The 26,999-nt window shown below is 69.6% G+C and carries 24 protein-coding genes; 23 read left to right on the forward strand and 1 reads right to left on the reverse strand.

What is annotated here, in order from left to right; all coding sequences use genetic code 11:
• The first annotated feature begins 7 nt into the window (after positions 1–7).
• From hisD to H5398_RS10020, 20 genes are all read left to right on the forward strand, one after another.
• Entirely contained in the window at positions 8–1,309 is a 1,302-nt protein-coding gene (gene hisD / locus H5398_RS09925; protein ID WP_182799894.1) for a histidinol dehydrogenase, read from the forward strand.
• A complete protein-coding gene (locus tag H5398_RS09930) occupies positions 1,306–2,397 on the forward strand; it encodes a histidinol-phosphate transaminase (protein WP_182799895.1) in 1,092 nt (363 codons plus the stop codon). The genes hisD and H5398_RS09930 overlap by 4 nt, the downstream gene beginning before the upstream one ends.
• The gene (gene hisB, locus H5398_RS09935; protein WP_182782670.1) at positions 2,394–3,002 is read left to right on the forward strand and encodes an imidazoleglycerol-phosphate dehydratase HisB; all 609 of its coding nucleotides are present in this window, start codon (positions 2,394–2,396) and stop codon (positions 3,000–3,002) included. Before H5398_RS09930 ends, hisB begins: the two co-directional genes overlap by 4 nt.
• Positions 3,003–3,010: 8 nt before the next feature.
• Entirely contained in the window at positions 3,011–3,610 is a 600-nt protein-coding gene (gene hisH, locus H5398_RS09940) for an imidazole glycerol phosphate synthase subunit HisH (protein WP_182782671.1), read from the forward strand.
• 26 nt (positions 3,611–3,636) lie between these two features.
• Complete coding sequence (gene priA / locus H5398_RS09945; protein ID WP_182782672.1) at positions 3,637–4,368, forward strand: bifunctional 1-(5-phosphoribosyl)-5-((5-phosphoribosylamino)methylideneamino)imidazole-4-carboxamide isomerase/phosphoribosylanthranilate isomerase PriA; 732 nt, start codon at positions 3,637–3,639, stop codon at positions 4,366–4,368.
• Positions 4,368–6,716 (forward strand): HAD-IB family hydrolase, encoded by a 2,349-nt coding sequence (locus H5398_RS09950; protein WP_182799896.1) that lies wholly within the window; start codon positions 4,368–4,370, stop codon positions 6,714–6,716. The genes priA and H5398_RS09950 overlap by 1 nt, the downstream gene beginning before the upstream one ends.
• A 16-nt stretch (positions 6,717–6,732) precedes the next feature.
• Positions 6,733–8,253, forward strand: a complete 1,521-nt coding sequence (locus tag H5398_RS09955; protein WP_182799897.1) for a lactate racemase domain-containing protein — start codon at positions 6,733–6,735, stop codon at positions 8,251–8,253.
• Positions 8,250–9,041, forward strand: coding sequence for a 1-acyl-sn-glycerol-3-phosphate acyltransferase (locus H5398_RS09960; protein WP_182782675.1), 792 nt, complete (start codon positions 8,250–8,252; stop codon positions 9,039–9,041). Before H5398_RS09955 ends, H5398_RS09960 begins: the two co-directional genes overlap by 4 nt.
• Positions 9,042–9,049: 8 nt before the next feature.
• Positions 9,050–9,991 carry a GNAT family N-acetyltransferase gene (locus tag H5398_RS09965; protein WP_182799898.1) on the forward strand — a complete coding sequence of 314 codons (942 nt, stop codon included), beginning with the start codon at positions 9,050–9,052 and terminating at the stop codon, positions 9,989–9,991.
• 57 nt (positions 9,992–10,048) lie between these two features.
• Positions 10,049–10,822 carry a YebC/PmpR family DNA-binding transcriptional regulator gene (locus tag H5398_RS09970; RefSeq protein WP_182782677.1) on the forward strand — a complete coding sequence of 258 codons (774 nt, stop codon included), beginning with the start codon at positions 10,049–10,051 and terminating at the stop codon, positions 10,820–10,822.
• Between the two features lie 19 nt (positions 10,823–10,841).
• Positions 10,842–11,354: a crossover junction endodeoxyribonuclease RuvC gene (ruvC, locus tag H5398_RS09975; RefSeq protein ID WP_370585752.1), complete on the forward strand. Its 513-nt coding sequence runs from the start codon at positions 10,842–10,844 to the stop codon at positions 11,352–11,354.
• Positions 11,351–11,959, forward strand: coding sequence for a Holliday junction branch migration protein RuvA (ruvA, locus tag H5398_RS09980; protein WP_182799899.1), 609 nt, complete (start codon positions 11,351–11,353; stop codon positions 11,957–11,959). Before ruvC ends, ruvA begins: the two co-directional genes overlap by 4 nt.
• Complete coding sequence (gene ruvB, locus H5398_RS09985) at positions 11,959–12,978, forward strand: Holliday junction branch migration DNA helicase RuvB (protein WP_182782680.1); 1,020 nt, start codon at positions 11,959–11,961, stop codon at positions 12,976–12,978. The genes ruvA and ruvB overlap by 1 nt, the downstream gene beginning before the upstream one ends.
• An 830-nt stretch (positions 12,979–13,808) precedes the next feature.
• A complete protein-coding gene (locus H5398_RS09990) occupies positions 13,809–14,609 on the forward strand; it encodes an HAD-IIA family hydrolase (protein WP_182799900.1) in 801 nt (266 codons plus the stop codon).
• Between the two features lie 77 nt (positions 14,610–14,686).
• Positions 14,687–15,133, forward strand: a complete 447-nt coding sequence (yajC, locus tag H5398_RS09995; RefSeq protein ID WP_182782682.1) for a preprotein translocase subunit YajC — start codon at positions 14,687–14,689, stop codon at positions 15,131–15,133.
• 2 nt (positions 15,134–15,135) lie between these two features.
• Positions 15,136–16,755, forward strand: coding sequence for a protein translocase subunit SecD (secD, locus tag H5398_RS10000; protein ID WP_370586108.1), 1,620 nt, complete (start codon positions 15,136–15,138; stop codon positions 16,753–16,755).
• The gene (secF, locus tag H5398_RS10005) at positions 16,755–17,879 is read left to right on the forward strand and encodes a protein translocase subunit SecF (RefSeq protein WP_182799901.1); all 1,125 of its coding nucleotides are present in this window, start codon (positions 16,755–16,757) and stop codon (positions 17,877–17,879) included. Before secD ends, secF begins: the two co-directional genes overlap by 1 nt.
• Positions 17,876–18,424 (forward strand): adenine phosphoribosyltransferase, encoded by a 549-nt coding sequence (locus H5398_RS10010; RefSeq protein WP_182799902.1) that lies wholly within the window; start codon positions 17,876–17,878, stop codon positions 18,422–18,424. Before secF ends, H5398_RS10010 begins: the two co-directional genes overlap by 4 nt.
• A 3-nt stretch (positions 18,425–18,427) precedes the next feature.
• Positions 18,428–19,513 (forward strand): TrkA family potassium uptake protein, encoded by a 1,086-nt coding sequence (locus H5398_RS10015; RefSeq protein WP_182782685.1) that lies wholly within the window; start codon positions 18,428–18,430, stop codon positions 19,511–19,513.
• 42 nt (positions 19,514–19,555) lie between these two features.
• Positions 19,556–21,829, forward strand: coding sequence for a bifunctional (p)ppGpp synthetase/guanosine-3',5'-bis(diphosphate) 3'-pyrophosphohydrolase (locus H5398_RS10020; RefSeq protein WP_182782686.1), 2,274 nt, complete (start codon positions 19,556–19,558; stop codon positions 21,827–21,829).
• Here the strand turns inward: H5398_RS10020 and H5398_RS10025 are convergent.
• Entirely contained in the window at positions 21,826–23,070 is a 1,245-nt protein-coding gene (locus tag H5398_RS10025; RefSeq protein WP_182782687.1) for a DUF349 domain-containing protein, read from the reverse strand. The genes H5398_RS10020 and H5398_RS10025 overlap by 4 nt on opposite strands.
• A 30-nt stretch (positions 23,071–23,100) precedes the next feature.
• Between H5398_RS10025 and H5398_RS10030 the strand changes: the two genes are divergently transcribed.
• From H5398_RS10030 to aspS, 3 genes are all read left to right on the forward strand, one after another.
• Entirely contained in the window at positions 23,101–23,772 is a 672-nt protein-coding gene (locus H5398_RS10030) for an MBL fold metallo-hydrolase (protein WP_182799903.1), read from the forward strand.
• Positions 23,773–23,780: 8 nt separating this feature from the next.
• Positions 23,781–25,118: a histidine--tRNA ligase gene (gene hisS / locus H5398_RS10035; RefSeq protein ID WP_182799904.1), complete on the forward strand. Its 1,338-nt coding sequence runs from the start codon at positions 23,781–23,783 to the stop codon at positions 25,116–25,118.
• A gap of 92 nt (positions 25,119–25,210) precedes the next feature.
• Positions 25,211–26,998, forward strand: coding sequence for an aspartate--tRNA ligase (aspS, locus tag H5398_RS10040; protein WP_182799905.1), 1,788 nt, complete (start codon positions 25,211–25,213; stop codon positions 26,996–26,998).
• Position 26,999 lies beyond the last annotated feature (1 nt).

Here is a 26,999-nt window from a genome sequence, read left to right on the forward strand (position 1 = left end):
GGGCAGCGTGCTGCGAGTTCTTGACCTGACCGGCGTCAACGACGCCTACCGTGACCACCTTCCGCGTGGCCAATTCGACGTGGAGGCCGCGGTCTCCGTCGTGGCGCCCATCGTCGAGGCCGTGGCCCATCGCGGTGAGGACGCGCTGCGCGAGTTCTCCCAGCGCTTCGACGGGGTGGACCCCACCCACCTCAGGGTGCCGGCGGAGGCGCTGGCCAGGGCGGCCGAGGAGCTGGACCCGGAGCTGGCCGCCGCGTTCGCCGAGGCCATCCGGCGCCGCCGCCACGTGGCCGAGGCGCTGGAACTCGACGGCAACCCGGCCCCTGCGCTGCTGGCCGCGGGCGCCCGGGTGGGGTTGCGCAACATCCCCGTCGATCGGGTGGGGCTCTACGTGCCCGGAGGTCTCGCGCCCCTGTCCTCCAGCGTCATCATGAACGTGGTGCCGGCCCAGGTGGCGGGCGTCCCGTCGATCGCGGTGGCCTCCCCGCCGCAGAAGGACTTCGGCGGCCTCCCGCACCCCAACATCCTCGCCCTGTGTCACATCCTCGGCGTGGAGGAGGTCTACGCCGTGGGCGGGGCGCAGGCCATCGCCATGTTCGCGCACGGCGTCCCCGGGCTCTGCGAGCCCGTCTCCCTCATCACCGGCCCCGGCAACATCTACGTGGTGGCCGCCAAGCGCCTGGTGCGCGGGCTCGTGGGCATCGACTCCGAGGCCGGCCCCACCGAGATCGCCATCATCGCCGACCACACCGCCACCCCGGCGTTCGTGGCCGCGGACCTCATCTCGCAGGCCGAGCACGACCCCATCGCGGCGTCGGTCCTCATCACGGACTCGGCGGAGCTTGCGCAGCGGGTGCAGGAGGAGCTGGCGGTACAGGTGGCCGCCACCAGGCACGTGGAGCGGGTCCGCACCGCTCTCGGCGGCCAGCAGTCGGCCGTCGTGATGGTCCGCGACATCGATCAGGCCGTCGCCGTGGCGGACGCCTACGCCGCCGAGCACCTCGAGATCCAGACCGAGAACGCGGAGGCCGTGGCCAACAGGATCCGCAACGCGGGCGCGATCTTCGTCGGCGACTACGCGCCGGTGTCGCTGGGCGACTACTCGGCTGGCTCCACCCACGTGCTGCCGACTGCGGGCTGCGCCTGCCACTCGTCGGGGCTGACCGTGCGGTCGTTCATCAAGACGGTCCACGTCATCGGCTACACGGCCGAGGCGCTGCTGGCCATCGCCGACGGGGTGGAGCGCTTCGCGCTGGCCGAGGACCTGCCCGGGCACGCCAACGCCATCACCGTGCGGAGGCCGCAGTGATCACGCTGGAGGATCTGCCATTGCGGGCGGACCTGGTGGGCCAGGAGCCTTACGGTGCCCCGCAGCTGGACGTCCCCGTGGTGCTCAACGTCAACGAGAACCCGTACCCGCCCTCCCCGCTGATCCGCCACGAGATGGCCGCGGCCATCGTCACCGCGGCCGGCACCCTCAACCGGTACCCGGACCGTGAGGCGCTCGCGCTGCGCGAGGACCTCGCGGCCTACCTCGGGCACGGGTTGACGGCGGAGCGGATCTGGGCCGCCAACGGGTCCAACGAGATCATGGCGCACCTGCTCACCGCCTTCGGTGGACCGGGGCGCCGCGTGCTGGCGTTCACCCCCACCTATTCGATGTACCCCGAGTACGCCCGCAACACCTGCACCGAGTACGTCACCGTGCCCCGGCACCCGGACTTCACGCTCACCGCGGACCTCGTCCTCGACGCGATCCGCGAGACGGAGCCCACCGTCGTGATCATCGCCACCCCCAACAACCCCACCGGCACCGTGGTGCCGGTGGAGGTGATCGACGAGATCTGCTCGGGCACCGAGGCCATCGTGGTGATCGACGAGGCCTACCAGGAGTTCTCGGCCAAGCCGTCGGCGCTGGAGCTGCTGGACAGGCATCCCCGGATGGTGGTGTCGCGGACCATGTCGAAGGCCTTCGCCCTGGCCGGCGGGCGCGTGGGGTACCTGGCTGCGGCGTCGGCCATCGTCGACGCGTGCCGGATCGTCCGGCTGCCCTACCACCTGAGCGCGCAGACGCAGGCGGTGGCCAGGGTGGCGCTGGCCCACGCAGACGAGCTACTGGCCCAGGTGCGTCAGCTGGCCGCGGAGGCCCGCGGCTTCGAGGCCTGGGCGAGGGGCCGCGGCTACGCGGTGATCGACTCCGAGGCCAACTTCACCCTCGTCGGGCGGTTCGCGGACCGGCACCGGGTCTGGCAGGACCTGCTGGACCGTGGCATCCTGATCCGCGAGACCGGACCCGCCGGCTTCCTACGCGTCTCGGCGGGCACGCCGACCGAGATGGCCATCCTCCGCGACGCGCTGGAGGACCTGAATCCACCCATCGAAGGGACCACGCTGTGACCCGCACCGCCACCGTCGAACGCTCCACCAGCGAATCGAGGATCACGGTCACCGTGGACCTGGACGGCACAGGAGCCTCCAGCATCAGCACCGGCGTGGGGTTCTACGACCACATGCTGACCGCCCTGTCCAAGCACTCCCTCATCGACCTCACCGTCGAGGCCACGGGAGACCTGCACATCGACGGGCACCACACCATCGAGGACACCGCCATCTGCCTCGGCCAGGCGCTGAAGCAGGCGCTGGGGGACAAGTCCGGCATCCGTCGCTTCGGGCACGCCGTGGTGCCCCTCGACGAGGCGGTGGCGGACTGCGTCGTCGACGTGGCCGGCCGCCCGTACGTGGTGTGCTCCGGAGAGCCGGACGGACAGGTGTACGCACAGATCGGCGGCTCGGGAGTGCCCTACGCCGGCTCCATGACCTACCACGTGGTGGAGGCGCTGGCCCTCAACGCAGGCCTCTGCGTCCACCTGCGGCTGCTGTCCGGCCGTGACCCCCACCACATCGTCGAGGCCCAGTTCAAGGCCCTGGCCCGCGCCCTGCGCGACGCCGTGGAGCTGGACCCTCGGGTCCAGGGCATTCCCAGCACCAAGGGCGCGCTCTGAGCCGCCGGGTGGGTCTGCTCGACTACGGCTCGGGCAACCTGCATTCGGCCGCCCGCGCGTTCGCCAACGCGGGCGCGGACCTCGTCGTGACCTCGGACCTGTCAGAGCTGCGCCGCCAGGACGCGCTCGTCGTGCCCGGTGTGGGCGCCTTCGCGGCCTGCATGGCGGGGCTGCGGGCCGCCGGGGGCGTCGAGCTCATCTCCGGGTGGGTGGAGGCCGGACGGCCACTGTTCGGCATCTGCGTGGGTCACCAGGTCCTGTTCGACGGCGGCACCGAGCACGGGGTCGACACGCCAGGGCTTGGGCTGTTCCACGGACGGGTCGTGGAACTGGACGCCCACCGGCTGCCGCACATGGGCTGGAACACCGTGACCCCGCCGGAGGGCAGCGTGCTCTTCGACGGGTTGGCGGCGGAGCGCTTCTACTTCGTGCACAGCTACGCGGCGATCGCACCGCCCCCGGACGCGCTGGTGACGCTCTCCCGCCACGAGGACGCCACGTTCGTGGCCGCCGTCGAGCAGGGGCCGGTGAGCTCCACCCAGTTCCATCCTGAGAAGTCCGGGGCCGCCGGTGCGCGGCTCATCGCGAACTGGCTCGGGTCCTGGTAGCCCCGTTTCAGCTAGGGTTGGGCGTCGTGGAGAAGTTGCAGCTGTTGCCAGCCGTCGACGTGCAGGACGGCCAGGCCGTCCAGCTCGTGCAGGGGATCGCGGGGTCACAGAAGGAGTTCGGCGACCCGCTCGCCGCTGCCCTCAGATGGCAGCACGGGGGAGCCGAATGGCTGCACCTCGTGGACCTGGACGCCGCCTTCGGCCGCGGCAGCAACGCTGAGCTGCTGCGCTCCATCGTCGGCAGCCTCGAGATGAACGTCGAGCTGTCCGGCGGGATCCGCGACGACGAGTCCCTTGAGCGGGCGCTGTCCACCGGCGCCAGGCGGGTCAACATCGGCACCGCTGCCCTGGAGAACCCCCAATGGTGCGAGCGGATCATCGGCCAGTACGGGGACCGGGTCGCCATCGGCCTCGACGTGCGCGGCGAGAACCTCGCCGCCCGCGGCTGGACCACAGAGGGGGGCCCCTGGCCCGAGACTCTGGACCGGCTCGTCGCCGCCGGATGTGAGCGGTTCGTCGTCACCGACGTCAACTCCGACGGCATGCTCACCGGCCCCAACATCGAACTGCTCACCGCCGTCGCGCAGCGCAGCGGCCAGAAGGTGATCGCCTCCGGCGGGATCGCCACGCTGGAGAACCTCCGGGCTCTGCGCGGCCTCGTGGACCGCGGGATCGAGGGCGCCATCATCGGCACGGCCCTCTACCTCGGCCGGTTCACCATCGAGGAGGCACTCGCCGTGGCCGAAGGAGACCTCTGATGCCCAAGCCACCCGCGAGTACGTTCGGCGAGGTCAACTCGGCCCGCGTGCACGTCCCGCCGCTGCTGAACGGCCGGATCGCGGACCTGCTCGCCGGCAAGAAGATCGTGATGACCGGCGTCACCGGGTTCATCGGCGAGCAGCTCCTGTGGAAGGTGCTCACCGAATGCCCGGACACCACCACCGCCGTCCTGGTGCGCCGGAAAGGCTCGGTCACGGCCGAGCAGCGCGTCGTCGGCCTCCTGGGCAAGAAGATCTTCAAGCCCATCGTCGAGGCTGCCGGCGGCGTCGAGAAGCTGATGGCAGAGCGGGTCTCCGTCATCGAGGGTGACCTGCCCAACGTGCCGGACCTCCCGCGCGACCTCGACGTGCTCCTGCACTGCGCGGGCGACGTGTCCTTCGATCCGCCCATCGACCAGGCCTTCATGACCAACGTCATCGGCACCAAGGCCCTCCTGACGAAGCTGCGCGAGGCCTGCTCGGACGAAGACGGCACGCTGGTCAAGGTGCCCCACTACGTGCACGTCTCCACCGCCTACACCGCGGGTCGTCGGCGCGGCGCCATCCCCGAGGCAGCGCACGTCCACGACGTGGACTACGAGGCTGAGACTGTCGCGGCGATGGCGATGAAGGAGCACATCGAGGCCCGCTCCCGCGAGGCGGGGCAGCTGACGAAGCTCCGCAGGGAGGCCGAGGCGCTCCACGCGAAGGCCGGCTACCTGACCACCTCCCGCGACACCGAGCGGCGCCGCCAGGAGTGGGTCAAGACTGAGCTGGTCCAGGCCGGCACCGAGCGAGCCCGTTCCCTGGGCTGGACCGACGTCTACACCTTCGCCAAGGCGCTGGGGGAGCGGGTGGTGGCGGACCTGGGGCAGGATTTCCGGATCTCCATCTACCGTCCCGCCATCGTTGAGTCCTCCCTGAAGCACCCCTATCCGGGCTGGATCGAGGGGTTCAAGATGGCGGAGCCGTTGATCCTGGCCTACGGCCGGGGTCAGCTGCCTGAGTTCCCGGCCTCCCCGGATGCGGTCATCGACATCATCCCCTGCGATTTCATCGTCAACGGCATCGTCGCGGTTTGCGCCACCACCCCAGAGGTGGGCCGGCCGGAGTACTACCACGGCAGCTCCGGGGCCAGGAACCCGCTCACCTTCCGCGGGGTCTACGAGCACGTCCGCAGCTACTTCGAGGCTCACCCCTACACGTTCGGCCAGGGCTCGACGCCGCTGGCCACCTGGACCTTCCCCGGCGCCGAACCCATCGAGAAGTTCATGTGGGTCGCGGGCAAGGGCGTGACGGCGGCCAACAAGCTGCTCAGCTTCGCGCCGCGCGGAAAGTCAACCCGGGCCTGGGCCACCCAGCTGGACAAGTCCGCCAAGCAGCTGGACTTCCTCAGCAAGTACCTCACCCTGTACGGCGAGTACCTGCAGTCCGAGCTGCACTTCGTCGACGACGCCGCCCTTGCGCTGCACAACTCCCTGCACCCTCAGGACTTGGACATCTTCGGGTTCGACTCGGCCTCCTACACCTGGACGCACTACATGGAGGAGGTGCACATCCCGGCCATCACGGACCCTGTGCGCCGACTCGAGGCGGCCCGGAAGCGCCGGCAGGCCCGATCGGCCACCTTCAGGGAGCTGAAGCCGGCGGAGCCGGGCACCGTGGTGGCGGCCTTCGACCTGGACGGCACCGTCATGGCCACCAACGTCGTCGAGACCTATCTGTGGGCGCGCCTGCCCGAGCTCTCCCCGATGAGACGGGCGCTGGAGGTGGCCCGGGTCACCGCCCAGCTGCCCGTCTACCTGGGCGCTGAGCGACGTGACCGGGGCGTCTTCCTGCGTTCCATCTACCGCCGCTACGCCGGGGCGGACCTGGCGGCGCTGGAGCAGTTCGTCGACGAGAAGCTGGCGCCCCTCATCCTCGACCGGATGTCCCCGGACGCCATCCGGCGCATCCGCGAGCACCGCGACGCCGGCCACACCACCATCCTGATGACCGGCGTGATCCGGCCCCTCACCCGCCCGTTCGAGGGCCTGTTCGACACCATCGTGGCGGCCGAACTGGCCACTGACGAGAACGGCCGCTGCACCGGGTTCCTCAGCGGACCGCCCATGGTGGGCGAGTCCCGCTCGGCCTGGCTCACCCACTACGCGTCGCTGCACGACATCGATCTCATGCAGTGCTACGGATACGCAGACAGCCACGTGGACCTCCCCATGCTCACCACCGTGGGCAACCCGGTGGCGGTCAGCCCCGATATCGGCCTCATTCGAGCGGCAAAGGCCAAGGGCTGGTCCATCGTCGAGTGGCCTGCCATGTCTCCGCTGCCCCGCTGGAGGATGTCGTGAACGGAAAGGAAGACTGATGTCTCGACCCGGATTTGTCCTCGAGGTGGACGACCAGACCCCGCCGCTGCTCACCATGGCCGGCTCTGATCTGCGCCTGGAGCGCCTGGGGCTGGGCACCAGGGTGATCTACCCCGCCGACGCCGCGCCCTCCACGGACTCGGTGGCGCTGGTGGATTCGGCCCTGGCCGCTCCGCTCGGCGCCGACCCGCTGGCCTCGCAGCTCAAGCCTGACACCCGCCTGACCATCGTCGTGGTGGACTCCGACAGCCCGCTGCCCCGCCCCGAGTTCGAGGTCCGCCGCACCCTCGTCGAGCGCGTCCTCGAGACGGCCGCCCGGGTGGGGGTCGACGACGTGGAGCTGGTGATCGCCACGGGCCTCAAGCAGAAGTGGAATGCGGCCGCCGTCACCGAGGTGCTGGGCGACCGCGTGGCCACCTCCTTCCTGCCGGACGGGCTGGTCAGCAGCCACGACGTCACCTCGCCGGACCTGGTGCACCTCGGCGACGTGGACGGGGTCCCGGTGAAGTTCAATCGCCGGGTCGCCTCCTCGGACCTCGTGGTGCTGGTCTCAGCCCGGGCGGACTCGGGGGAGCGGTGCCCGTTCGTCTCTGGTCTGGTGGACGTGGAGACGATCAACCGGCTCGCAGGGGCGCAGAGCGAGGATCGGTACTGCGCCGGCGTCGAGTCGCTGGTGCACGGGAAGATCCGCACCTTCGCCGTGGTCGCGGTGCTCGGGCAGCCCCTGCTGGGCCGGTCACTGCGCTTCGCCTCCCGCCGCGAATGGGAATGGAACCTGGCCGACAAGCTGTCGCTGGCCAGCGCCCGCCAGATCGTCGCGGCCCTGCCGCGACAGGGCGCCCAACTGCTACACGGCAACCCGCGAGCCGATTACGCCATCGTCGACGTCCTCAGCGGTGACTACCAGCGCGTGATGGCGGACTCACGCCTGGTGTGGAAGGCGGCCAACGCTGTCGAGGTGAAGGGGCAGGCGGATGTCCTGGTCACATCGGTCTGGGGCGCCTCCTTCGATGAGGGCGACCCGGTGGGTTCCCCGCTCGGCGCGGCGCACCACGCCCTGGTGACCCGGGCGGGAACCCACCTGGGCACCCCCTACGCCCGCGAGGGAGGGGCGCTGATCGCGTTCCATCCGCTGCGGAGGCGGTTCTCGAACCGGCGCCAGTCCGCGGCCGCCGACTTCTTCGCGACGGTGCTGCCGCAGACCACGGACCCGGCCGAGATCGCCGCCACCTACGAGGCGCGCGCCATCGACGACGAGTGGTACCTGGACCTGTACCGCAAGCAGTTCGCCGAGCACCCGCTGCACGTGTTCCACCGCTGGTACGCTACCGCCCGGGCGGCTGAGCGGTTCTCCGACGTGATCTGGGTGGGCGGGGACCGGCGCAGCGCCGCGATCCTCGGGCACCGCAGCGCGACCACCTACGCTGACGCCCTCGAGATCGCGTCGAACACCGTGGGACGCGCCCCTTCCATCACGGTGCTGCGCAGTCCCGGGCTCGCGCTGGGCGATGTGCGATGAGCCGCCTGCTCCCGTCCTGGGCGCAGAGCGGGCGCGGACGCCAGCGGCCCAAGCTGACCTGGCCCCGTGACCTGAGGCAGATCGCGTCCGGGATGCTGCACACCGGCACACCCGCGGGCGCGCCCCCGCGGCCCCCCGTGGCCCGCGACAGGCTCAGCCTCCGCGCCGCCCTGTCTGGGCGACACCTGATGCTGAGGCTGCTGAACCTTCGCCTCGACATCGAGCTGGTCTCAGCCGACAGCGTCGCCGGCCTTCAGCCGCCAGTCGTGTTCGCCGCCAACGAGCAGGGTGCGATGGACTACCACCTGCTCCGCTTCGCCCTCCCGTCAAGGGTGCGGCCGACGATGATCGCCCCGTCTCGGGCGATCGCGGGCGGGCGCAACGTGGTGGTGTTCGCCGACGAGCCCGTCAAGCGCCGCCTTGTCGGCGAGTTCTCAACCGTCCCCGCGGCACTGGCCAACCAGCACAACGTGCCCATCGTGCCGGTCGGCATCGTCGGCACGTTCAAGCTTCAGGACATCCTGAAGCTGGCGCTCCGCAGCCGGCCGAAGGTCTCCATCCGCTTCGGCGCCCCCCTCTACACCCGGGGACGCTCCCTCGCCGAGGCCACGGCCGAGGTGCAGGCCCGCGTCGAGGAGCTCGTCCACGAGGGTGATCTGTCGTGGTGGACGGTGCAGCGCCGCCGCGGCGGAGCCAGCTCGGGCACCACCCTGTCCGCGCCGCGTTGGCGCAGGCTCTGGGACCAGGCCGCACCCAAGCCCGCCCCCGAGCACAGGATCTGGCGGTAGCGCGGGGAATGGACGTCTATGTGGAGCCGCACCTCGCGTGGCGACTCCTCGGCCCGGACGACGCTGCCGATCTCGATCACTTCCGCAGCCAGCTCGACGCCTTGGAAGATTCGGTGCTGTCCGGCGTGGCGGCATCGATCACGCAGCGCAACCTGCAGGTGGCGCACGCCGTCGGCGGCTACGACGCCTACCAGTCCCTCTCGGCCTACGCGGTGGCCTACATCGCCGAGACGGACCCGCTGCGCATGTACCTCATGGGCGGAGTTCACCCCACCCACCGGCACCTGCACATCGGCACCGCGCTGCTGCACTGGCAGGTCACTCACGCCGCCGCGTGGCGGGACGAGTTCCGGCCCGGTCAGCCGCTGTGGCTGGGCTGCTACGCGGAACTCGGGCGCCCCGGCCTCGAGCGCGTGGCCCACAGCCTCGGCTTCACGATCGAGCGCTACTACTACGATCTCCACCGCGACCTCACCCGGCCCGTCGCGTCACCGGCACTCGAGGACGTGCAGCTGGAGGCCTTCACCCCCATGCACTCCGAAGGGGTACGGCAGTTGCACAACCTGTGCTTCAACGGCATGGGCCATGAGGTCACCACGGACGTGTGGGCGGCGCGTCTCCACGATCCGGACTTCCGCCCGGACTGGTCGTTCCTGGCCAGCGTCGATGGCCAGGTGGTGGGGTACGCCATGAGCGGCGTGGCGGACACCGACGACGATGGGGCCCCTGTGGGCTGGATCGAGCGTTTCGGGGTCCACCCGGAGCACCGCGGCCACAAGATCTCCCTGGCCCTGATGGGTCGCTGCCTGCAGGCGATGCGGGAAGCCGGCTGCCACGAGGCCGGCATCGGCATCGACACCCCGGACGGGGTGGGCGTGCAGCGGCTCTCCGCGGAGCTCAGCTGGACGACACGCGACGCGGTGGCACTCCTCACGAAGGTGGTTCCCTGAGCCCGCGATAGGCTGTCGGCCAGTACAGACCACGGAGCGCAAGAAGGTGGGACAAGGATGAGCGGCCATTCCAAGTGGGCGACGACCAAGCACAAGAAGGCGGTCATTGACGCCAAGCGGGGCAAGCTGTTCGCCAAGCTGATCAAGAACATCGAGGTCGCGGCCCGGCTGGGCGGCGGTGACCTCGCCGGTAACCCCACCCTCTACGACGCGGTCCAGAAGGCCAAGAAGTCGTCGGTGCCCAACGACAACATCGACCGCGCCGTCAAGCGCGGCTCCGGCGCCGAGTCCGGCGGTGCGGACTACGAGACCATCATGTACGAGGCCTACGGCCCGGCAGGCGTGGCGATCCTCATCGAATGCCTCACCGACAACCGCAACCGCTCGGCCTCGGACGTCCGCGTGGCGGTCACCCGCAACGGCGGCACCATGGCAGACGTCGGCTCGGTCCAGCGCCTGTTCGCCCGGAAGGGCGTGGTGACCGTTCCCAAGCAGCAGGGCGGAAGGGACATCTCGGAGGACGACCTGCTCGAGGCGGCACTGGAGGCCGGAGTCGAGGAGGTCGACGACGACGGCGACGTGTGGGAGGCGGTCTGCGACCCCAACGACACCGTCGAGGTCCGCAAGGCCATCGAGGCGGCGGGGCTGGACTACGACTCCTCCGAGGTGCAGTTCGTGCCGTCCTTCGACCAGGAGGTCGACTCCCTCGACGTGGCGCAGAAGGTGTTCCGCATCATGGACGCCCTCGACGACTCCGACGACGTGCAGAACGTCTTCACCAACCTCGACGTGACCCCCGAGGTCGCCGAGGCCCTCGAGGCCGAGGACTGATCCGCCGGGCATGCGCATCATCGGCATCGACCCCGGCCTCACCCGCTGCGGCATAGGGATCGTCGACGGCACAGTCGGGAAACCGCCGCGGCTGGTGGCCGTGGGGGTGGTGCGCACTCCTGTCGGGCTGGACATCGCGCAGCGCCTGCTGGCGCTCGAGGCAGGCCTGGCGGGCTGGTTCGACGACTACGCGCCGGAGGCGGTGGCCATCGAGCGCGTCTTCTCCCAGCACAACGTCAACTCCGCCATGGATACGGCGCAGGCCGCCGGTGTCGCGGCGCTCAACGGCGCCCGGCGCGGCCTCCCCGTAACCTTCCACACGCCCTCGGAGGTGAAGGCCGCCGTCACCGGCTCCGGCTCCGCCGACAAGGCGCAGGTGGCCCTCATGATCACCCGCATCCTGAGGCTCACCGAGCCGCCCAGGCCGGCCGACGCAGCGGATGCCCTGGCGGTGGCGGTGTGCCACGCCTGGCGCGGGGGCGCCACCAACCGTTACGCCGCGGCAGTCGCGGCAGCCAAGGGGACCCGATGATCGCCCTCCTCACCGGCACCGTCCTGTCGGCCGGCGCCACCTTCGGCGTCCTCGACGTCGGCGGCGTCGGCTACCGGGTGCTCACCACCCCTCAGACCGCCGCCGGGCTCCGCGTGGGGGAGCGCGCCACCCTGCACACCACTCTCGTGGTGCGGGAAGACTCGATGACGCTGTTCGCCTTCGGCGAGGAGGGGGAGCGGCAGGCCTTCGAGCTGGCCCAGACGGCCACCGGGGTCGGTCCGAAGCTGGCCCTGGCCATCGTGTCGGTGCTCACCCCGGGCGAGCTCCGGCGCGCGGTGCTGACGGAGGACCTCAAGCGCCTGTGCGCGGTGCCCGGCATCGGGCTCAAGGGCGCGCAGAAACTGGTCATCGAGCTGAAGGACAGGGTGATGGTCCTGGCGGACACGCCCGCCGGCGACGCCTCCGGCCCGGCGGACACAGACGCGTGGCGCGCGCAGGTCAGCGAGGGCCTCCAGGGCCTCGGATGGTCGTCGCGGGACGCCGAGGCGGCTTGTGACAACGTCGCCCACCTCGTCGAGTCAGATCCCGGGATCGGGGTGGCGAAGCTGTTGCGCGCCGCCCTCAACTCGCTGGCGAGGCGGTGATGGACCACACGGAGGTGGACCCGACGGCAGACTTCGAGGACCGCGACTACGAGGCGGCCCTGCGCCCCAAGCGGCTGGCGGAGTTCGAAGGCCAACCGCGGGTGCGGGAGCAGCTGGCGCTGGTCCTGGACGCCGCGCGCCACCGCGGCAGCGCCCCGGACCACGTCCTGCTGTCCGGCCCCCCCGGCCTGGGGAAGACCACCCTGGCCATGATCATCGCGGCCGAGCTCGGTACCGGGCTGCGGATCTCCTCAGGCCCAGCCATCCAGCACGCGGGCGACCTCGCCGCGATCCTGTCCGGTCTGGACGAGGGTGAGGTGCTCTTTCTCGACGAGATCCACCGGCTGTCCCGCCCCGCCGAGGAACTGCTGTACCTGGCCATGGAGGACTTCCGCGTGGACGTGATCGTCGGCAAAGGGCCCGGCGCCACGGCCATCCCCATCGAGCTGCCGCCGTTCACCCTCGTGGGAGCCACCACCCGTGCGGGGCTCCTTCCCGGGCCTCTCCGGGATCGGTTCGGGTTCACCGCGCAGCTGGACTTCTACGCCTCAGAAGACCTGGAGGGAATCGTCGCGGGCTCGGCAGGGAAGCTCGGGGTGCGGATCGACGACGCCGCGCGCCGGGAGATCGCGACCCGCTCCCGCGGCACGCCGCGGATCTCCAACCGTCTGCTGAGGCGGGTGCGGGACTTCGCGCAGGTCAAGGGTCACCCGGACGTGGACCGCTCCGTCGCGCGGGCTGCGCTGGAACTCTATGAGGTGGACGAGCGCGGCCTGGACCGGCTGGACCGCTCGGTCCTCGTGGCGTTGTGCCGCCTGTTCGACGGCGGCCCCGTCGGGCTCTCCACGCTGGCGCTCAGCGTGGGGGAGGAGATCGAGACCATCGCGGAGGTGGCCGAGCCGTTCCTCATCCGGGAAGGACTCATGGTGCGCACCCCCCGCGGCCGCGTCGCCACCCGGGCTGCCTACGCCCACCTCGGCATGTCGGTGCCCTCGGCCAACCCCGCCCTGTTCGACTAGCGGTCCTCTCCGTGAATTCACCAAGGTCAAGTAGTTCACCAAGGGTGTAGCAGTGGCCCATCGAGTGGGCACATATGCTTGTCAGCTTGAGTTGCGACCCTTCGAGACGGTCCACGCCGCTACCTGGGCGGCCTCCTCAGGGCCCTCCTCAGGGAGCGAAAGCTCGGTCCCTGAGGGTCCCGCGTCGCGAAGCGACCGTGGGAGTCTCGAAGGGTCGAAAACCCTCAGCTGACAGCAAGAGTGGGGGACGGCAGGGCGGCACTGCGCAGCGGTGCCCAACCCGACGGTCACCCAACCGGCATCCCGCCCAAGCGGACCCGACCCCGACGCCGCCCTGCTGGCCCGCACCGGGACAAGTCAACGCCACAGGGGGAACGAGTGCGGGGAGACGGGAGACGACGCCCGGGCGGCCTCCACAACGCGACCACCGACCAGACCAGCACCCGGCAGCAAGACGTTTGACAACGGCCGCCCGGGCATCGACTCACGGCTCCCCGCACCCGACAACGAGATTGGCGTGAAGGTGGTAGTCACGACCCTTCGAGACGGGCCACGCCGCTTCGCGGGCGGCCCTCCTCAGGGAGCGGTGGGGACGGGCCACGCCGCTTCGCGGGCGGCCCTCCTCAGGGAGCGGTGGGGACGGGCCACGCCGCTTCGCGGGCGGCCCTCCGCAGCTCAGGGAGCGGTGGGGACGGTCCACGCCGCTTCGCGGGCGGCCCTCCTCAGGGAGCGGTGGGGACGGGCCACGCCGCTTCGCGGGCGGCCCTCCTCAGGGAGCGGTGGGGACGGGCCACGCCGTGCCGCGGCCGCGGACCGGTAGCCTTTCCGCCATGCGGACGCGTGCGGACATCAAGGCCTGGCTCACGGACATGGACGGCGTGCTGGTGCACGACAACCGGGCGCTGCCGGGCGCGCAGGAGCTCATCGACCACTGGGTGTCATCGGGGACCCCATTCCTGGTACTCACCAACAACGCCACCTACACGCCGCGGGACCTCTCCGCGCGCCTCAGAGATTCGGGCCTCAACGTGCCGGAGGAGAGGATCTGGACCTCGGCCATGGCCACCGCCAAGTTCCTCGCCGAGCAGAAGCCCGGCGGGACCTGCTTCATGGTGGGGGAGGCGGGCCTGTCGACCGCCCTCCACGACGCGGGCATGGTCCTCTCGGACCGCGCCCCGGACTTCGTCGTCATCGGCGACACCCGCACCTACTCGTTCGAGGCCATCACTACCGCCATCCGGCTCATCGACGCCGGGGCGCGGTTCATCGCCACCAACCCCGACGCGACGGGGCCGACGCCCTCGGGGGTGGTCCCCGCCACGGGCGCGGTGGCGGCGCTGATCACCAAGGCCACCGGCCGCGAGCCCTACGTGGTGGGCAAGCCCAATCCGATGATGTTCCGCTCCGCGCTGAACAAGATCGGCGCCCACTCCGAGGAGACGGGCATGATCGGGGACCGGATGGACACTGATATCGTCGCGGGCATGGAGGCGGGCCTGCACACGGTGCTGGTGCTCACCGGCATCTCCACCACCTCCTCGATGACACAGTTCCCCTACCGCCCGGTGGAGATCCTCGACGGCGTCCACCAGATGCTGGCCGGGGCCACGCCGGCCGACGATGGGGCCTGACGCGCCTCGGCGCGGTTATCCTTGCAGGCACCGCTATCCTGATCGATGGCTTACCCACGTACGGAGTGAAACGAACTATGGACCCCCTTATCCCCATGATGATCGCGCTGTTCGCGGTCATGTACTTCCTCATGATCCGCCCGCAGCAGAAGCGCGCCAAGCAGCACCAGGAGATGCAGTCAGGGCTCAGCGTCGGTGACCGCGTCCTCCTCACCTCGGGCATGTTCGGCACCGTCTCATATATCGGCGAGCGGCAGCTGATCGTCGAGCTCGCCCCCGGGGTCGAGGTCACGGTGCTGAAGGGCAACGTGGCGCGCAAGGTCCTGCCTGAGGACGAAGAGTTCGAATTCACCGATGAGGCCGCCGAGGGCGACGACGTCATCGGCGACGACGCGGACCTCACCCCGGCCCTGGCCGAGACGCCCTCCGACGACGCGGCCACCCCCGTCGACAACGGTGCTTCAGCCGATGACACGTTCTTCCAGGATCGCACCGCGGAGCCGCGTGCGGAGGACACCAAGTAACGGTGGCCACCTCAGCGAAGAGGGGGCGCCCCGGCGTCGTCCTCACTGTCTTCCTGCTCATCATCGCGGGTCTCTACACCATCATGGCGGCCACCAACACGTGGACCCCGAAGCTCGGCCTTGACCTCAAGGGCGGGCAGACGATCACCCTGACGGCCACGAACGACGCAGTGCCCATGGAGTCGCTCGAGTTGGCCCGCGACATCATGCAGCAGCGCGTCGACGGCCTCGGTGTCGGTGAGGCCTCAGTGGTCATCCAGGGCGAGCGCAACATCGTTGTCTCGGCGCCCAACGTCGAGCGCGACGATCTGGTCCAGCTCGTGGGAGCCACCGCCCAGCTCGAGTTCCGCCCCGTGCTCCAGGTGGCCGCGGGCACCGGCACGGACCCGTCGGCCTCTCCGGACCCGTCCGAGTCGCCGCTGCCAGGTCTCCCCGAACCCGCCCCCAGCCCCACGCCCTCCCCGTCGCCCGGCCCGGACGGCGAGCCGGTGGATCAGCTGCCCATCGCCGAGGTGCTCGCTTTTGAGCCTACGGAGGCCGAGTACCAGGCGTTCCTGGACTTCACGTGCGGCGACGAGGTGGCCGACGATCCGCTGACCTCCCAAGTGGCCTGTGACACGGAGGGCTTTCAGAAGTACCTCCTGGCCCCCGTCGCGGTGCGCGGTCAGGATCTCTCCACCGCCTCGTTCGGGATTCCCCAGGGTGAGCTGCAGTACGCGGTGACGCTCAGCTTCAACGCCGAGGGCACCGCCAGCATGTCTGAGCTGACCGGCGCCCTGGTCGGTGCGGCCGAGCCGCGCAACATGTTCGCGATCGTCCTCGACGGCAAGGTCGAGTCAGCGGCCACGGCCGAGAGCCGGATCACCAACGGCGACGCGATCATCCGCGGCGGGTTCACCGCCGAGTCGGCTGCAGGCCTGGCCAACGTGCTCAAGTACGGCTCCCTGCCGCTGTCGTTCGAGCCGTCCCAGGTCGAGACCGTCTCGGCCACCCTGGGCGGCGAGCAGCTCCGGGTCGGCATCATCGCCGGCATGATCGGGCTCCTCGTGGTCATGCTCTACAGCTTCCTCTACTACCGCGGCATGGGCATCGTCGTGGTGCTCTCGCTCGCGGTGGCCGCGTCGGCCACCTACGCGATGATGGTGCTACTGGGTTCCGTGATGGGCTTCGCGCTCAACCTTCCCGGCATCGCAGGTGCCATCGTCGGCATCGCCGTCACCGCCGACTCGTTCATCATCTACTTCGAGCGGATCCGCGACGAGATCCGGGAGGGGCGCAGTCTCAAGTCCGCACTCTCGGCCGGTTGGGCGAAGGCGCGCGGCACCATCGTCATCTCCGACGCGGTGTCGCTCCTCTCGGCCGTGGTGCTGTTCGTCCTGGCCGTCGGGGCGGTCAAGGGCTTCGCGTTCACGCTCGGCCTCACCACGCTCATCGACCTGGCCGTGGTGTTCTTCTTCACCAAGCCCCTGGTCGAACTGCTCAGCCGCACGAAGTTCTTCGGGGAGGGTCACAAGTGGTCCGGGCTCGACGCCCACCGCATGGGCGTCACCCGGGACTCCCTTCTCGGGCGCCGCATCAGGCGCGCTACGGCCGCCGCCCCAACCGTCCCGCAGGAGGCCTGATGTCCACCAGGAAGCTCGGGATCGCCGAGCGGCTCTACACGGGCCAGACCAGCTACGACTTCATCAAGCACCGGCGCCTGTGGTTCATCGTGTCGGCCGTCATCATCGGCGTCTCCCTGCTGCTGCTCGTGTTGCGCGGTCTCACCCTCGGCATCGAGTTCAGCGGGGGCACCGACTTCCAGGCCCCGATGAGCATCCAGCAGGGCACCGTCGACGAGGTGCGCGCGCAGATGGACGACGTCGCCGTCGAGGACCTTGCCCCGCAGGTGTTCGCCCTCGGCGAGGACTCGATCCGCGTGCAGACCCGGGCGCTCAGCCCAGACGAGACCAACACCGTTCGTGGTGAGGTGGCCCGCATCGCGGGCTCGACGGTCGACGACGTCACCTACAACGCCATCAGCGGCTCCTGGGGAGAGCAGATCACCCGCCAGGGCACCATCGCTCTGGTGGTGTTCATCGTGCTGGTGATGGCGTTGATCGCCGCCTACTTCAGGGACTGGAAGATGTCCGTGGCCGCGGTCGTGGCCGTCTTCCACGACCTGCTCGTCACGGTGGGCGTCTACGCGGCGGTGGGCTTCACCGTCACCCCGTCGACCGTGATCGGCGTGCTGACCATCCTCGCGTACTCGTTGTACGACACCGTCGTGGTGTTCGACAAGATCCGCGAGAACGTCAAGGGCATCGAGCACACGAGCCACACCTACTCGGAGCAGGCCAACCTGGCCGTGAACCAGGTCCTGGTGCGCTCGCTCAACACCACCGTGATCGGCGTGCTGCCCGTCCTGGCCCTGTTCATCGCCGGCGCCACGCTGCAGAGCGGGCCCCTGGCCGATCTCGGCCTCGCGCTGCTCATCGGCATGATCGCCGGCGCCTACTCGTCGCTGTTCATCGCCGCGCCGATCCTCGCGTGGCTGCGGGAACGCGAACCGGCCATGGTGGAGCACCGTGAGCAGCTGGCCCGTCGCAAGGCCCGCGCCGCGCAGCGCGCCGGCGCCCACAAGCAGCAGTTGGACGCCGCAGCAGAGCCGATGGCCCTCGTCGACGGCGAGGCATTCCTGGCCGCCGGCGTGCGTCAGCAGAGGCGCACCGGCGGGTCCCGTGCGGAGCGGAAGGGCAAGCGATGATCGTCAACGAATCCGTCAAGCGCCGCGAGCTGGTGGGCGGACTGATCTCCGACGTGCCGGACTTCCCACGCCCCGGTGTGGTGTTCAAGGACATCACTCCGCTGCTGGCGTCCCCGCAGGGGTTCCAGGCGGCGGTCACCGAGCTCGTCACGACGGCTCCGCGCGGCATCGACGTGGTGGTGGGCATGGAAGCGCGAGGGTTCATCTTCGCCGCACCCGTCGCGCTGGCGCTCGGCGCCGGTTTCGTGCCCGTGCGGAAGCCCGGAAAGCTGCCCGGTGAGACGATCTCGGAGTCCTTCGAGCTGGAATACGGGTTCGAGACCCTCTCGATGCACCGCGACGCCATCCGGCAGGGGGCGCGGGTGCTGGTGGTCGACGACGTCCTCGCCACCGGCGGCACCGTGGGGGCCACGGCCGCTCTGGTCAAGCAGATGGGGGCCGAGCTGGTGCACGTCAGCGTCCTGATGGAACTGAGCTTCCTGGGGGGTCGCCAACGGCTCGCTGAGCTGGGGATCGACAATCTCACCGCAGTCCTGACAGTCTGAGCCATGGCCAAGTTGGAGCCCGGCGGACGGGGCGGGGTGCTGTCGCTGGTGAGCCTGCCGCGGATCACCTCCTCGCCGTTCAAGGAGCTCGCACGGCGGGCACTGCTGGCGCTGCTGCTCCTGATGGTCAGCACGATGATCGTGTGGCTGGACCGCGACAGCTACGCCGACAACACCGCTGCCGACGGCGTGTCCCTGCTGGACGCGCTGTACTACTCCACTGTCACGCTGACAACCACGGGCTACGGTGACATCACGCCGTTCGCTGCGCATGCCCGCCTGATCAACGTGCTCGTGGTCACCCCGCTGCGCATCGGCTTCCTCGTCCTCCTCGTCGGCACCACCATCGAGGTGCTGACGAAGGAGGGGAGCCGGAGCATCAAAGACACGTTCTGGAGGAGGAAGATGCGCAACCACGTCGTCGTGATCGGTTACGGCACCAAGGGCCGCAGCGCCGTCAACACGCTGCGCCGCCACGGTGAGGCCGCGGACAAGATTCTGGTCATCGACGCGCACGCCAGCGCTGTGGCTGACGCCAACTTCGACGGGCTCGCCGCGTTCCAGGGCGACGCCACCCGCCGTGAGCTGCTGCGCCGTGCCGAGATCAGCAAGGCCAAGCAGGTCATCATCTCCCTGGACCGCGACGACACAGCCATCCTGGCCACGCTCACCGTCCGGCAACTCAACCCCACCGCAGGCGTGGTCGTCGCGGTGCGCGAGCACGAGAACGTCCCGCTGGTGCGGCAGTCAGGTGCGTCGTCGGTGGTGACCAGCTCCGAGACCGTCGGCCGGCTCCTCGGGCTCTCGGCCATCGGACCAGAGCTGGGCACCATCATGCAGGACATGCTCACCGGGGCCGAGGGTCTCGAGGTTCACCAGAGGCTGGCCGAGCCGCAGGAGGCCGGGCAGCCGCCGTCGGCCGTGCAGGGTGAACGCGTCATCGGCATCATCCGCAACGGAACCCTGCGCCGCTTCTACGATCAGACGGCCACCAAGATCGAGATCGGGGACGAGCTGATCGTCGTGCGTCGCGCGCAGCCGCCGGCCAAGGATTCACACGGGCTGCTGTCGCGCCCCTACGACGAGTAGGCGGCTACGATTGGGCTTTAGCGGCGCGAAGGGAGGCGACCCATGTCAGAGGATTCGCTGACCGGCGTGTCGCGGCTGGTGACCGGCCCCGAGCAGCCGCGGTTGCGGATGCGGCACAGGCTGGCCCGTCTCGGCGCGGTGCGCTCCAAGTCCGCCGTGCTGGACCCGCTGTTCAGGATCGTGAAGTCCAACCATCCCAAGGCGGATCTCGACGTGATCGAGCGCGCCTACCGGGTGGCCGATCAGTGCCACGAGGGGCAGAAGCGGAAGTCGGGGGATCCCTACATCACGCACCCGCTGGCCGTCGCCACCATCCTGGCCGAGCTCGGGATGACCGAACCGGTGCTGGTGGCCGCGCTCCTGCACGACACCGTCGAGGACACGCCCTATTCGCTGGAGCAGCTGCGGCTGGACTTCTCAGACGAGGTCGCGCGAATGGTCGACGGTGTCACGAAGCTGGACAAGCTGACCTACGGGGAGACGGCCAAGGCGGAGACGATCCGCAAGATGATCATGGCCACCTCCGAGGAGGTGCGGGTCCTGGTGATCAAGCTGGCGGACCGGCTGCACAACATGCGCACCATCGGTTTCCTGAGGCCGGACAAGCAGGTCCGGATCGCCACCGAGACCCTCAACATCTTCGCCCCGCTGGCCCACCGGCTGGGCATGAACACCATCAAGTGGGAGCTGGAGGACCTCTCGTTCTCCGTCATCGAGCCCAAGGTCTATTCGGAGATCGTGGACATGGTGGCCCAGCAGGCCCCCTACCGGGAGCGGTACCTGAGGGAACTGATCGCCGAGTTCCAGAACCTGCTCAGCGAGGCGAAGATCACCGCCACCGTCTACGGCCGCCCCAAGCACTACTACTCCATCTATCAGAAGATGATGGTCCGCGGCCGTGACTTCAAGGAGATCTACGATCTCATCGGGCTGCGCGTCCTCGTCCAGGACACCGCCACCTGCTACGCGGTGCTGGGGGTGGCGCATGCCGCGTGGAAGCCCATCCCCGGCCGGTTCAAGGACTACATCGCCGGGCCGAAGTTCAACCTCTACCAGTCGCTCCACACCACCGTGCTGGGCGCCAACAACGAGCCCGTCGAGCTGCAGATCCGCACCCACGAGATGCACCGTCGCGCCGAGTACGGCGTCGCGGCGCACTGGAAGTACAAGGCGGACCTCCGCGAGGGCGTCACGCCCGAGGATGCCGGCCTGCGCGCCATGCACCAGCTTGGCGTGATGTCGAAGGAGACGGAAGACCCCAGCGAGTTCCTGGACTCGGTGATGTTCGAGATCAACTCCGACGAGATCTACGTCTTCACGCCCAAGGGCGAGGTGATCGCGCTGCCGCTGGGTGCCACGCCCGTGGACTTCGCGTTCGCCGTCCACACCGAAGTGGGCTACCGCTGCATCGGCGCCCGCGTCAACGGCCGGCTGGTCGCGCTCAGCACCCGGCTGGCCCAGGGCGACAAGGTGGAGATCCTCACCTCGAAGGCCGAGGGGGCGGGTCCCAGCCGTGACTGGCTGGGCTTCGTCGTCTCCAGCCGCGCCCGGCAGAAGATCAAGGCGCACTTCTCGCGCGAGCGCCGCGACGTCGCCATCGAGCAGGGCAAGGATGCGCTGGCCAAGGACCTGCGCCGCACCGGAATCCCGATGCAGCGCCTCCTGACGCTGGAGAACCTGACGGCCGTGGCCAACGAGCTGGGCCTGAAGGACGTTCCCAACCTGTACGCCGCCATCGGGGAGGGGCACCTCGGCTCCCAGGGCGTGGTGGAGAAGCTCATCGTGCTGCACGGTGGCGAGGAGGAGACCGTAGACACGGTCACCGAGGACGTCGTGGTGAGGCAGCGCAGGCGCCCGGTGCGCGACGGCGCCCACATCCTCGTCGACGGCGACAGCTCGGTGGCCGCGAAGTTCGCGAAGTGCTGCTATCCGTTGCCGGGGGACGAGATCATCGGATTCGTCACCCGCAGCGAGGGGGTGTCCGTGCATCGCGCGGACTGCTCCAACGTGCCGGCGCTGATGAAGGAGCCGGAGCGCATCGTCGACGTGGCGTGGTCCGGCCACGAGCAGGGCGCGAGCTTCCTGGTCACGATCCAGATCGAGGGAATCGACAGGGCACGTCTGCTGTCGGACGTCTCATCGGTGCTGTCCGAGCAGCACGTCGACATCCTCTCGGTCAACATCACCACCAACAAGCAGCGCCAGTTCAGCGGCCGGATGACGTTCGAATCGGCAGATCCGACGCACCTGCAGCATGTGATCCGTCAGGTGCGCCGGATCCCTGGGGTCTACGACGTGTATCGGGTGGCGGGTTAGCCCGTGAAGTCCGCGAGGGTCTCGCGGGCCTGCTCCAGCCAGCTCTGATACGTCTCGATGGACTGCTTGGCGTCCTTGGCCCGCTTCGCGTCACCCTTGGCCTCGGCCGCTGCCAGGTCCTTCTCGAGCTTGGCGATCTGGGCCTCGAACATGGCGACGGTGTCCTGGGCTCGCTTGCGCGCCTCCGGATCCGTCCGGCGCCACTCGTCGGCCTCCATCGTGGCCATCTTGTCCCCGAGCGCGCGCACGCGGGCGTCCAGGTCCCGCATCGCGGTCCGCGGCACGTGACCGAGCTGGTTGAGCTTGCCCAGGAAGTCGCGGTGGATGGTCTTGGCGGCCTCCACATCCGTGACGCCTTCCAGGTCCTTCTCCGCCTGCTCGACCAACGCCAACCGGGCAGCGAGATTCTCCGCCTGCTCGCCGTCGACGGCGCTCTGTGCCGCGGTGCGTGCGTCGAAGAAGGCGTCCTGGATGGCGCGGAACTTCGCCCAGAGGGCGTCATCCTCGGCGCGGCGCGCGCTCCCGGCCGCCTTCCAGCGCTGCATCAGGTCACGGAACGCGGCCGACGTGGCGCCCCAGTCCGTTGAGGTGGCCAGCGGCTCGGCCTCGGCGATGATGGCCTCCTTGGCTTCCTTCGCCCCGTCCCGGCGCTGGTTCAGCTCACCGAAGTGGGTCTTGCGTCGGCGCGTGTACTGCGTGCGGGCCGAGGAGAAGCGGTGCCACAGCTCGTTGTCCGTGGCGCGGTCCACCCGGGGGAGCGCCTTCCACTCCTCGAGAAGCACGCGGAACCTGTCCACGCCGCCGCGCCAGTCGTCACCCTCAGCGAGCTTCTCGGCCTCCTCGACCATGGCCTCCTTGGCGGCGACAGTGACGGAGTTCTGTTCCGCCCGCTGCGCCTTCCTGGCCTCGATCTGGGCCGGGAGCACCTCAAGCAGGGCGTCCAGTCGGCGGGTCAGGGCCTCCAGGTTCCCGACGGCGTTGGCCCCGGTCACGTTCGTGCGTGCGGTGCCGATCGCGGAGCGTGCCTCCTCCGGCGACATGGCCTGGGCGGCCACCCGTGACTCGAGGAGGCCCACCTCCGCAGCCAGATTCTGGAAGCGCCGAACGTAGAACGCCATGGCTTCATCAGGGGTGGAGTCGGGGATCTGCCCGACACTTCGTTCGGTGTCACCCACGCGGACATAGACCGTGCCGTCGGCATCGACGCGGCCAAAATCAGAGGGCGCTTGCGATTCGCTCATGGGCCCAATCTAGCCGTATAGGGTGTCGTCGTGCTCATCCAGCCAATCCAGGTATCGCCCTGGCAGTCCAACTGCTATCTCGTCTCACCGCACGAGGACACCGCCGAGTGCATCATCGTCGATCCGGGCATCACGGCGGCCGAGCCGGTGCTGGCCGCAGTGGCCGAGCGTGGGCTGCATCCGGTGGCGCTGATCGCCACCCACGGCCACCTGGACCACGTAGGAGACGCGCATCTCCTGGCGGCCCACTGGAACATCCCCCTGTACCTGGCGAAGGCCGATCAGCACCTGTTGGTCCGGCCCGGCGACGGGCTCGGCCCCCAGGGAGGTCAGCTGATGCGTCAGCTCACCGGCTCGGACACGCTGCCGCCCGTGGCGGACGTGCGTGACCTCGAGGGTCCGATCACGCTGGCGAGAATCCAGGTGACTCCGTTCCCGGCCCCCGGCCATACCTCGGGATCCACCCTCCTGGAGTTCACCTCCGCGCGCACCTCCGTGGTATTCACCGGCGACGTGCTGTTCGCGGGCACGATCGGGCGCACCGACCTGCCCGGCGGTAGCATGGCCGAGATGCGCGAGTCGCTGCGGCGCATCGCCCTGCACTTCCCGGCCGAGACGCCGCTGCTGCCCGGCCACGGCCAGCCCACCAGCATCGGCCAGGAGCTCGACTCGAACCCCTTCCTGCAGCCGAACCCCTTGTGAGGAACCCTGTGTCCCGCCCCAAGCCGCTCAGCGGTTACCCCGAGTTCCTCCCGTCCGGACGGATCATCGAGAACCGCGTCCTCGACGTCGTCACCGGCACTTTCGAGTTGCACGGCTTCGCACCCATCGAGACCCGTGCCGTCGAACCGCTGGCGCAGCTGGCCCGCAAGGGAGATATCGAGAAGGAGATCTACGTGGTGCGCCGGCTGCACGCCGAGGCCGGCGATGTCGACGAGTTGGGCCTTCACTTCGACCTCACCGTCCCCTTCGCGCGCTACGTGCTGGAGAACGCCGGCCACCTGGCGTTCCCGTTCCGCCGCTACCAGGTGCAGAAGGTGTGGCGCGGCGAGCGCCCGCAGGAGGGCCGGTACCGCGAGTTCACGCAGGCGGACATCGACATCGTGGGTCAGGACTCGCTCGCCGCTCACCACGACGTGGAGATTCCGCTGGTGGCCGTCGACGTGTTCGAGAAGCTGCACCGCGACCTCGGCCTCCCGCCGGTTTCACTCCACGTCAACAACCGGAAGCTCTCCGAGGGCTTCTACCTTGGTCTGGGGATCGCGGACACCGCTGCGGTGCTGCAGCGGGTCGACAAGTACGACAAGATCGGGCCTGGGGCCGTGGCGGAGCTGCTGACGGCCGAGGTGGGGCTCTCCGAGGCACAGGCCCGCGCCTGCGTCGCCCTGGCGGGTATCTCCGCAAGCGATGAGTCCTTCGTCGACGAGGTGCGCGCCCTCGGTGTCACGCACGAGCTTCTGGACACCGGCCTGGAGGAACTCGCCGCACTGGTCAGGGTGGCGCGTCGCTCCGTGCCCGACCGCGTCGTCGCGGACCTCAAAATCGCCCGCGGTCTGGACTATTACACCGGCACCGTCTACGAGACGTTCCTCGTGGGCTCCGAGAAGCTCGGCTCCGTCGCCTCCGGCGGCCGCTACGACTCGCTGGCCAGCGACGGAAAGGTGACCTTCCCCGGAGTCGGCTACTCCTTCGGCATCACCCGCATCCTCGTCCCCCTGATCGGCAAGGGACGTCTCGTCTCCTCGCGCAGCGTCCCGAGCGCGGTACTGGTGGCCGTCGACGACGAGGAGTCGCGTGAGCGGGCCATCGAGGTCGCGGCACAGCTGAGGTCGCGGGGGATCGCGGTGGAGGTTGCCCCGAAGGCCGACAAGTTCGGCAAGCAGATCCGCTTCGCGGAGCGCAGGGGCATCCCGTTCGTGTGGTTCGGCGCCGGCTACGAGGACTCCGTCAAGGACATCCGCACCGGCGAGCAGGTGGCCGCCTCGCCGGCCACGTGGCAGCCACCACTGGCGGACCTGCGGCCCACCGTCGGCGCACCGGAGGCCTGAGCCGCACCTCACGAGGTACCGGGCCCGGGCGGCAAGCCGTTACGATGTCGGGGCCAGCTGCACTGTCTATGCAGCGCAACGAGAGGAATACCGTGATCCGCACCCACGACGCCGGGGCGCTCCGCGCCGGGCACGCAGGAAACCAGGTCGTACTCGCCGGATGGGTGGCCAAGCGCCGCGACCACGGCGGACTGGCCTTCATCGATCTGCGCGACGCCTCCGGGCGCGTCCAGGTGGTCATCCGCGACGAACTCCTCGAGGCCACCGGCGCCCATGACCTGCGCAATGAGTACTGCATCAAGGTCACCGGCGTCGTCGAGGTCCGCCCCGAGGGAAACAACAACCCAGACCTCCCCACCGGTGAGATCGAGGTGGCCATCACCGAGCTCGAGGTGCTCAACACCTCCGCACCGCTGCCGTTCCAGATCGACGAGCGGGTCACTGTCGGGGAGGAGGCCCGGCTGAAGTACCGCTACCTGGACCTGCGCCGGCCCGCCCCGGGTGCCGCCATCCGGTTGCGCTCCGAGGTCAACAAGGCCGCTCGGCGCGTCCTGGGAGAGCGGGACTTCGTCGAGATCGAGACCCCCACGCTCACCCGGTCCACCCCCGAGGGCGCCCGTGACTTCATCGTCCCCGCCCGCCTGTCTCCCGGCTCCTGGTACGCCCTCCCGCAGTCGCCGCAGCTGTTCAAGCAACTGCTCATGGTGGCCGGCATGGAGCGCTACTACCAGATCGCGCGCTGCTACCGCGACGAGGACTTCCGCGCCGACCGGCAGCCGGAGTTCACGCAGCTCGACGTCGAGATGAGCTTCGTGGACCAGGACGACGTGATCGAGCTGGGTGAGGCACTCATCAGGGAGATCTGGGCGCTGATCGGGGCGGATTTGGAGGCGCCGTTCCCGCGGATCACGTTCCTGGACTCCATGGACCGGTACGGCTCCGACAAGCCGGACCTGCGCTTCGACCTCGAGCTGACCGAGCTCACCGGCTACTTCGCCGACACCACCTTCCGCGTGTTCCAGGCTCCCTACGTGGGCGCCATCGTGATGCCCGGCGGAGGGTCGCAGCCCCGCCGCACCTTCGATGCCTGGCAGGAGTGGGCCAAGCAGCGCGGCGCCAAGGGCCTGGCCTACGTCACCCTCGACGAGAACGGCGAGCTGGGCGGCCCCGTCGCCAAGAACCTGTCGGATTCGGAGCGCGCCGGGCTCGCGGAGAAGACCGGCGCCAAGCCGGGGGACTGCATCTTCTTCGCAGCCGGCGCCCGGGCCGCCTCCCAGGCGCTACTCGGCGCCGCGCGCAACGAGATCGGTGAGCGCTGCGGCCTCATCGACGCCGATGCCTGGAGCTTCCTGTGGGTGGTCGACGCGCCGCTGTTCAAGCCCACCTCCGATGCGAAGGCAGAGGGCGATGTCGCGGTGGGCGAGGGCGCCTGGACGGCCGTGCACCACGCCTTCACCTCACCCAAGCCCGAGCACCTGGACACGTTCGACACCGCCCCCGGCGAGGCGCTGGCCTACGCCTACGACATCGTGTGCAACGGCAACGAGATCGGCGGAGGATCGATCCGTATCCATCGCCGTGACGTGCAGGAGCGCGTGTTCAAGGTGATGGGCATCGGCGCCGAGGAGGCGCAGGAGAAGTTCGGCTTCCTCCTCGACGCGTTCCAGTTCGGCGCGCCGCCGCACGGGGGAATCGCCTTCGGCTGGGACCGGATCGTCGCGCTGCTCAGCAGGTCGGACTCGATCCGTGACGTCATCGCGTTCCCGAAGAGCGGCGGCGGATTCGACCCGCTGACCCAGGCGCCGGCCCCGATCTCCGTGCAGCAGCGCAAGGAAGCGGGAGTCGACGCGAAGCCCGAGGTGAAGGGCGTCACTGCCTGAC

Source organism: Tessaracoccus sp. MC1679 (genome assembly GCF_014164775.1).
Taxonomy (GTDB): Bacteria; Actinomycetota; Actinomycetes; order Propionibacteriales; family Propionibacteriaceae; genus Arachnia.

What these genes read in the sequence shown, in the direction of transcription:
- H5398_RS10010 (WP_182799902.1), top strand. Translation starts at nt 17,876, where the DNA reads ATGATCGTCAACGAATCCGTCAAGCGCCGCGAGCTGGTGGGCGGACTG.
- H5398_RS09970 (WP_182782677.1), top strand. Translation starts at nt 10,049, where the DNA reads ATGAGCGGCCATTCCAAGTGGGCGACGACCAAGCACAAGAAGGCGGTC.
- H5398_RS10025 (WP_182782687.1), bottom strand. Translation starts at nt 23,070, where the DNA reads ATGAGCGAATCGCAAGCGCCCTCTGATTTTGGCCGCGTCGATGCCGAC.
- yajC (WP_182782682.1), top strand. Translation starts at nt 14,687, where the DNA reads ATGGACCCCCTTATCCCCATGATGATCGCGCTGTTCGCGGTCATGTAC.
- H5398_RS09960 (WP_182782675.1), top strand. Translation starts at nt 8,250, where the DNA reads ATGAGCCGCCTGCTCCCGTCCTGGGCGCAGAGCGGGCGCGGACGCCAG.
- H5398_RS09965 (WP_182799898.1), top strand. Translation starts at nt 9,050, where the DNA reads ATGGACGTCTATGTGGAGCCGCACCTCGCGTGGCGACTCCTCGGCCCG.
- ruvA (WP_182799899.1), top strand. Translation starts at nt 11,351, where the DNA reads ATGATCGCCCTCCTCACCGGCACCGTCCTGTCGGCCGGCGCCACCTTC.
- ruvB (WP_182782680.1), top strand. Translation starts at nt 11,959, where the DNA reads ATGGACCACACGGAGGTGGACCCGACGGCAGACTTCGAGGACCGCGAC.
- H5398_RS09955 (WP_182799897.1), top strand. Translation starts at nt 6,733, where the DNA reads ATGTCTCGACCCGGATTTGTCCTCGAGGTGGACGACCAGACCCCGCCG.
- H5398_RS10020 (WP_182782686.1), top strand. Translation starts at nt 19,556, where the DNA reads ATGTCAGAGGATTCGCTGACCGGCGTGTCGCGGCTGGTGACCGGCCCC.
- H5398_RS09990 (WP_182799900.1), top strand. Translation starts at nt 13,809, where the DNA reads ATGCGGACGCGTGCGGACATCAAGGCCTGGCTCACGGACATGGACGGC.
- H5398_RS10015 (WP_182782685.1), top strand. Translation starts at nt 18,428, where the DNA reads ATGGCCAAGTTGGAGCCCGGCGGACGGGGCGGGGTGCTGTCGCTGGTG.
- H5398_RS09950 (WP_182799896.1), top strand. Translation starts at nt 4,368, where the DNA reads ATGCCCAAGCCACCCGCGAGTACGTTCGGCGAGGTCAACTCGGCCCGC.
- secF (WP_182799901.1), top strand. Translation starts at nt 16,755, where the DNA reads ATGTCCACCAGGAAGCTCGGGATCGCCGAGCGGCTCTACACGGGCCAG.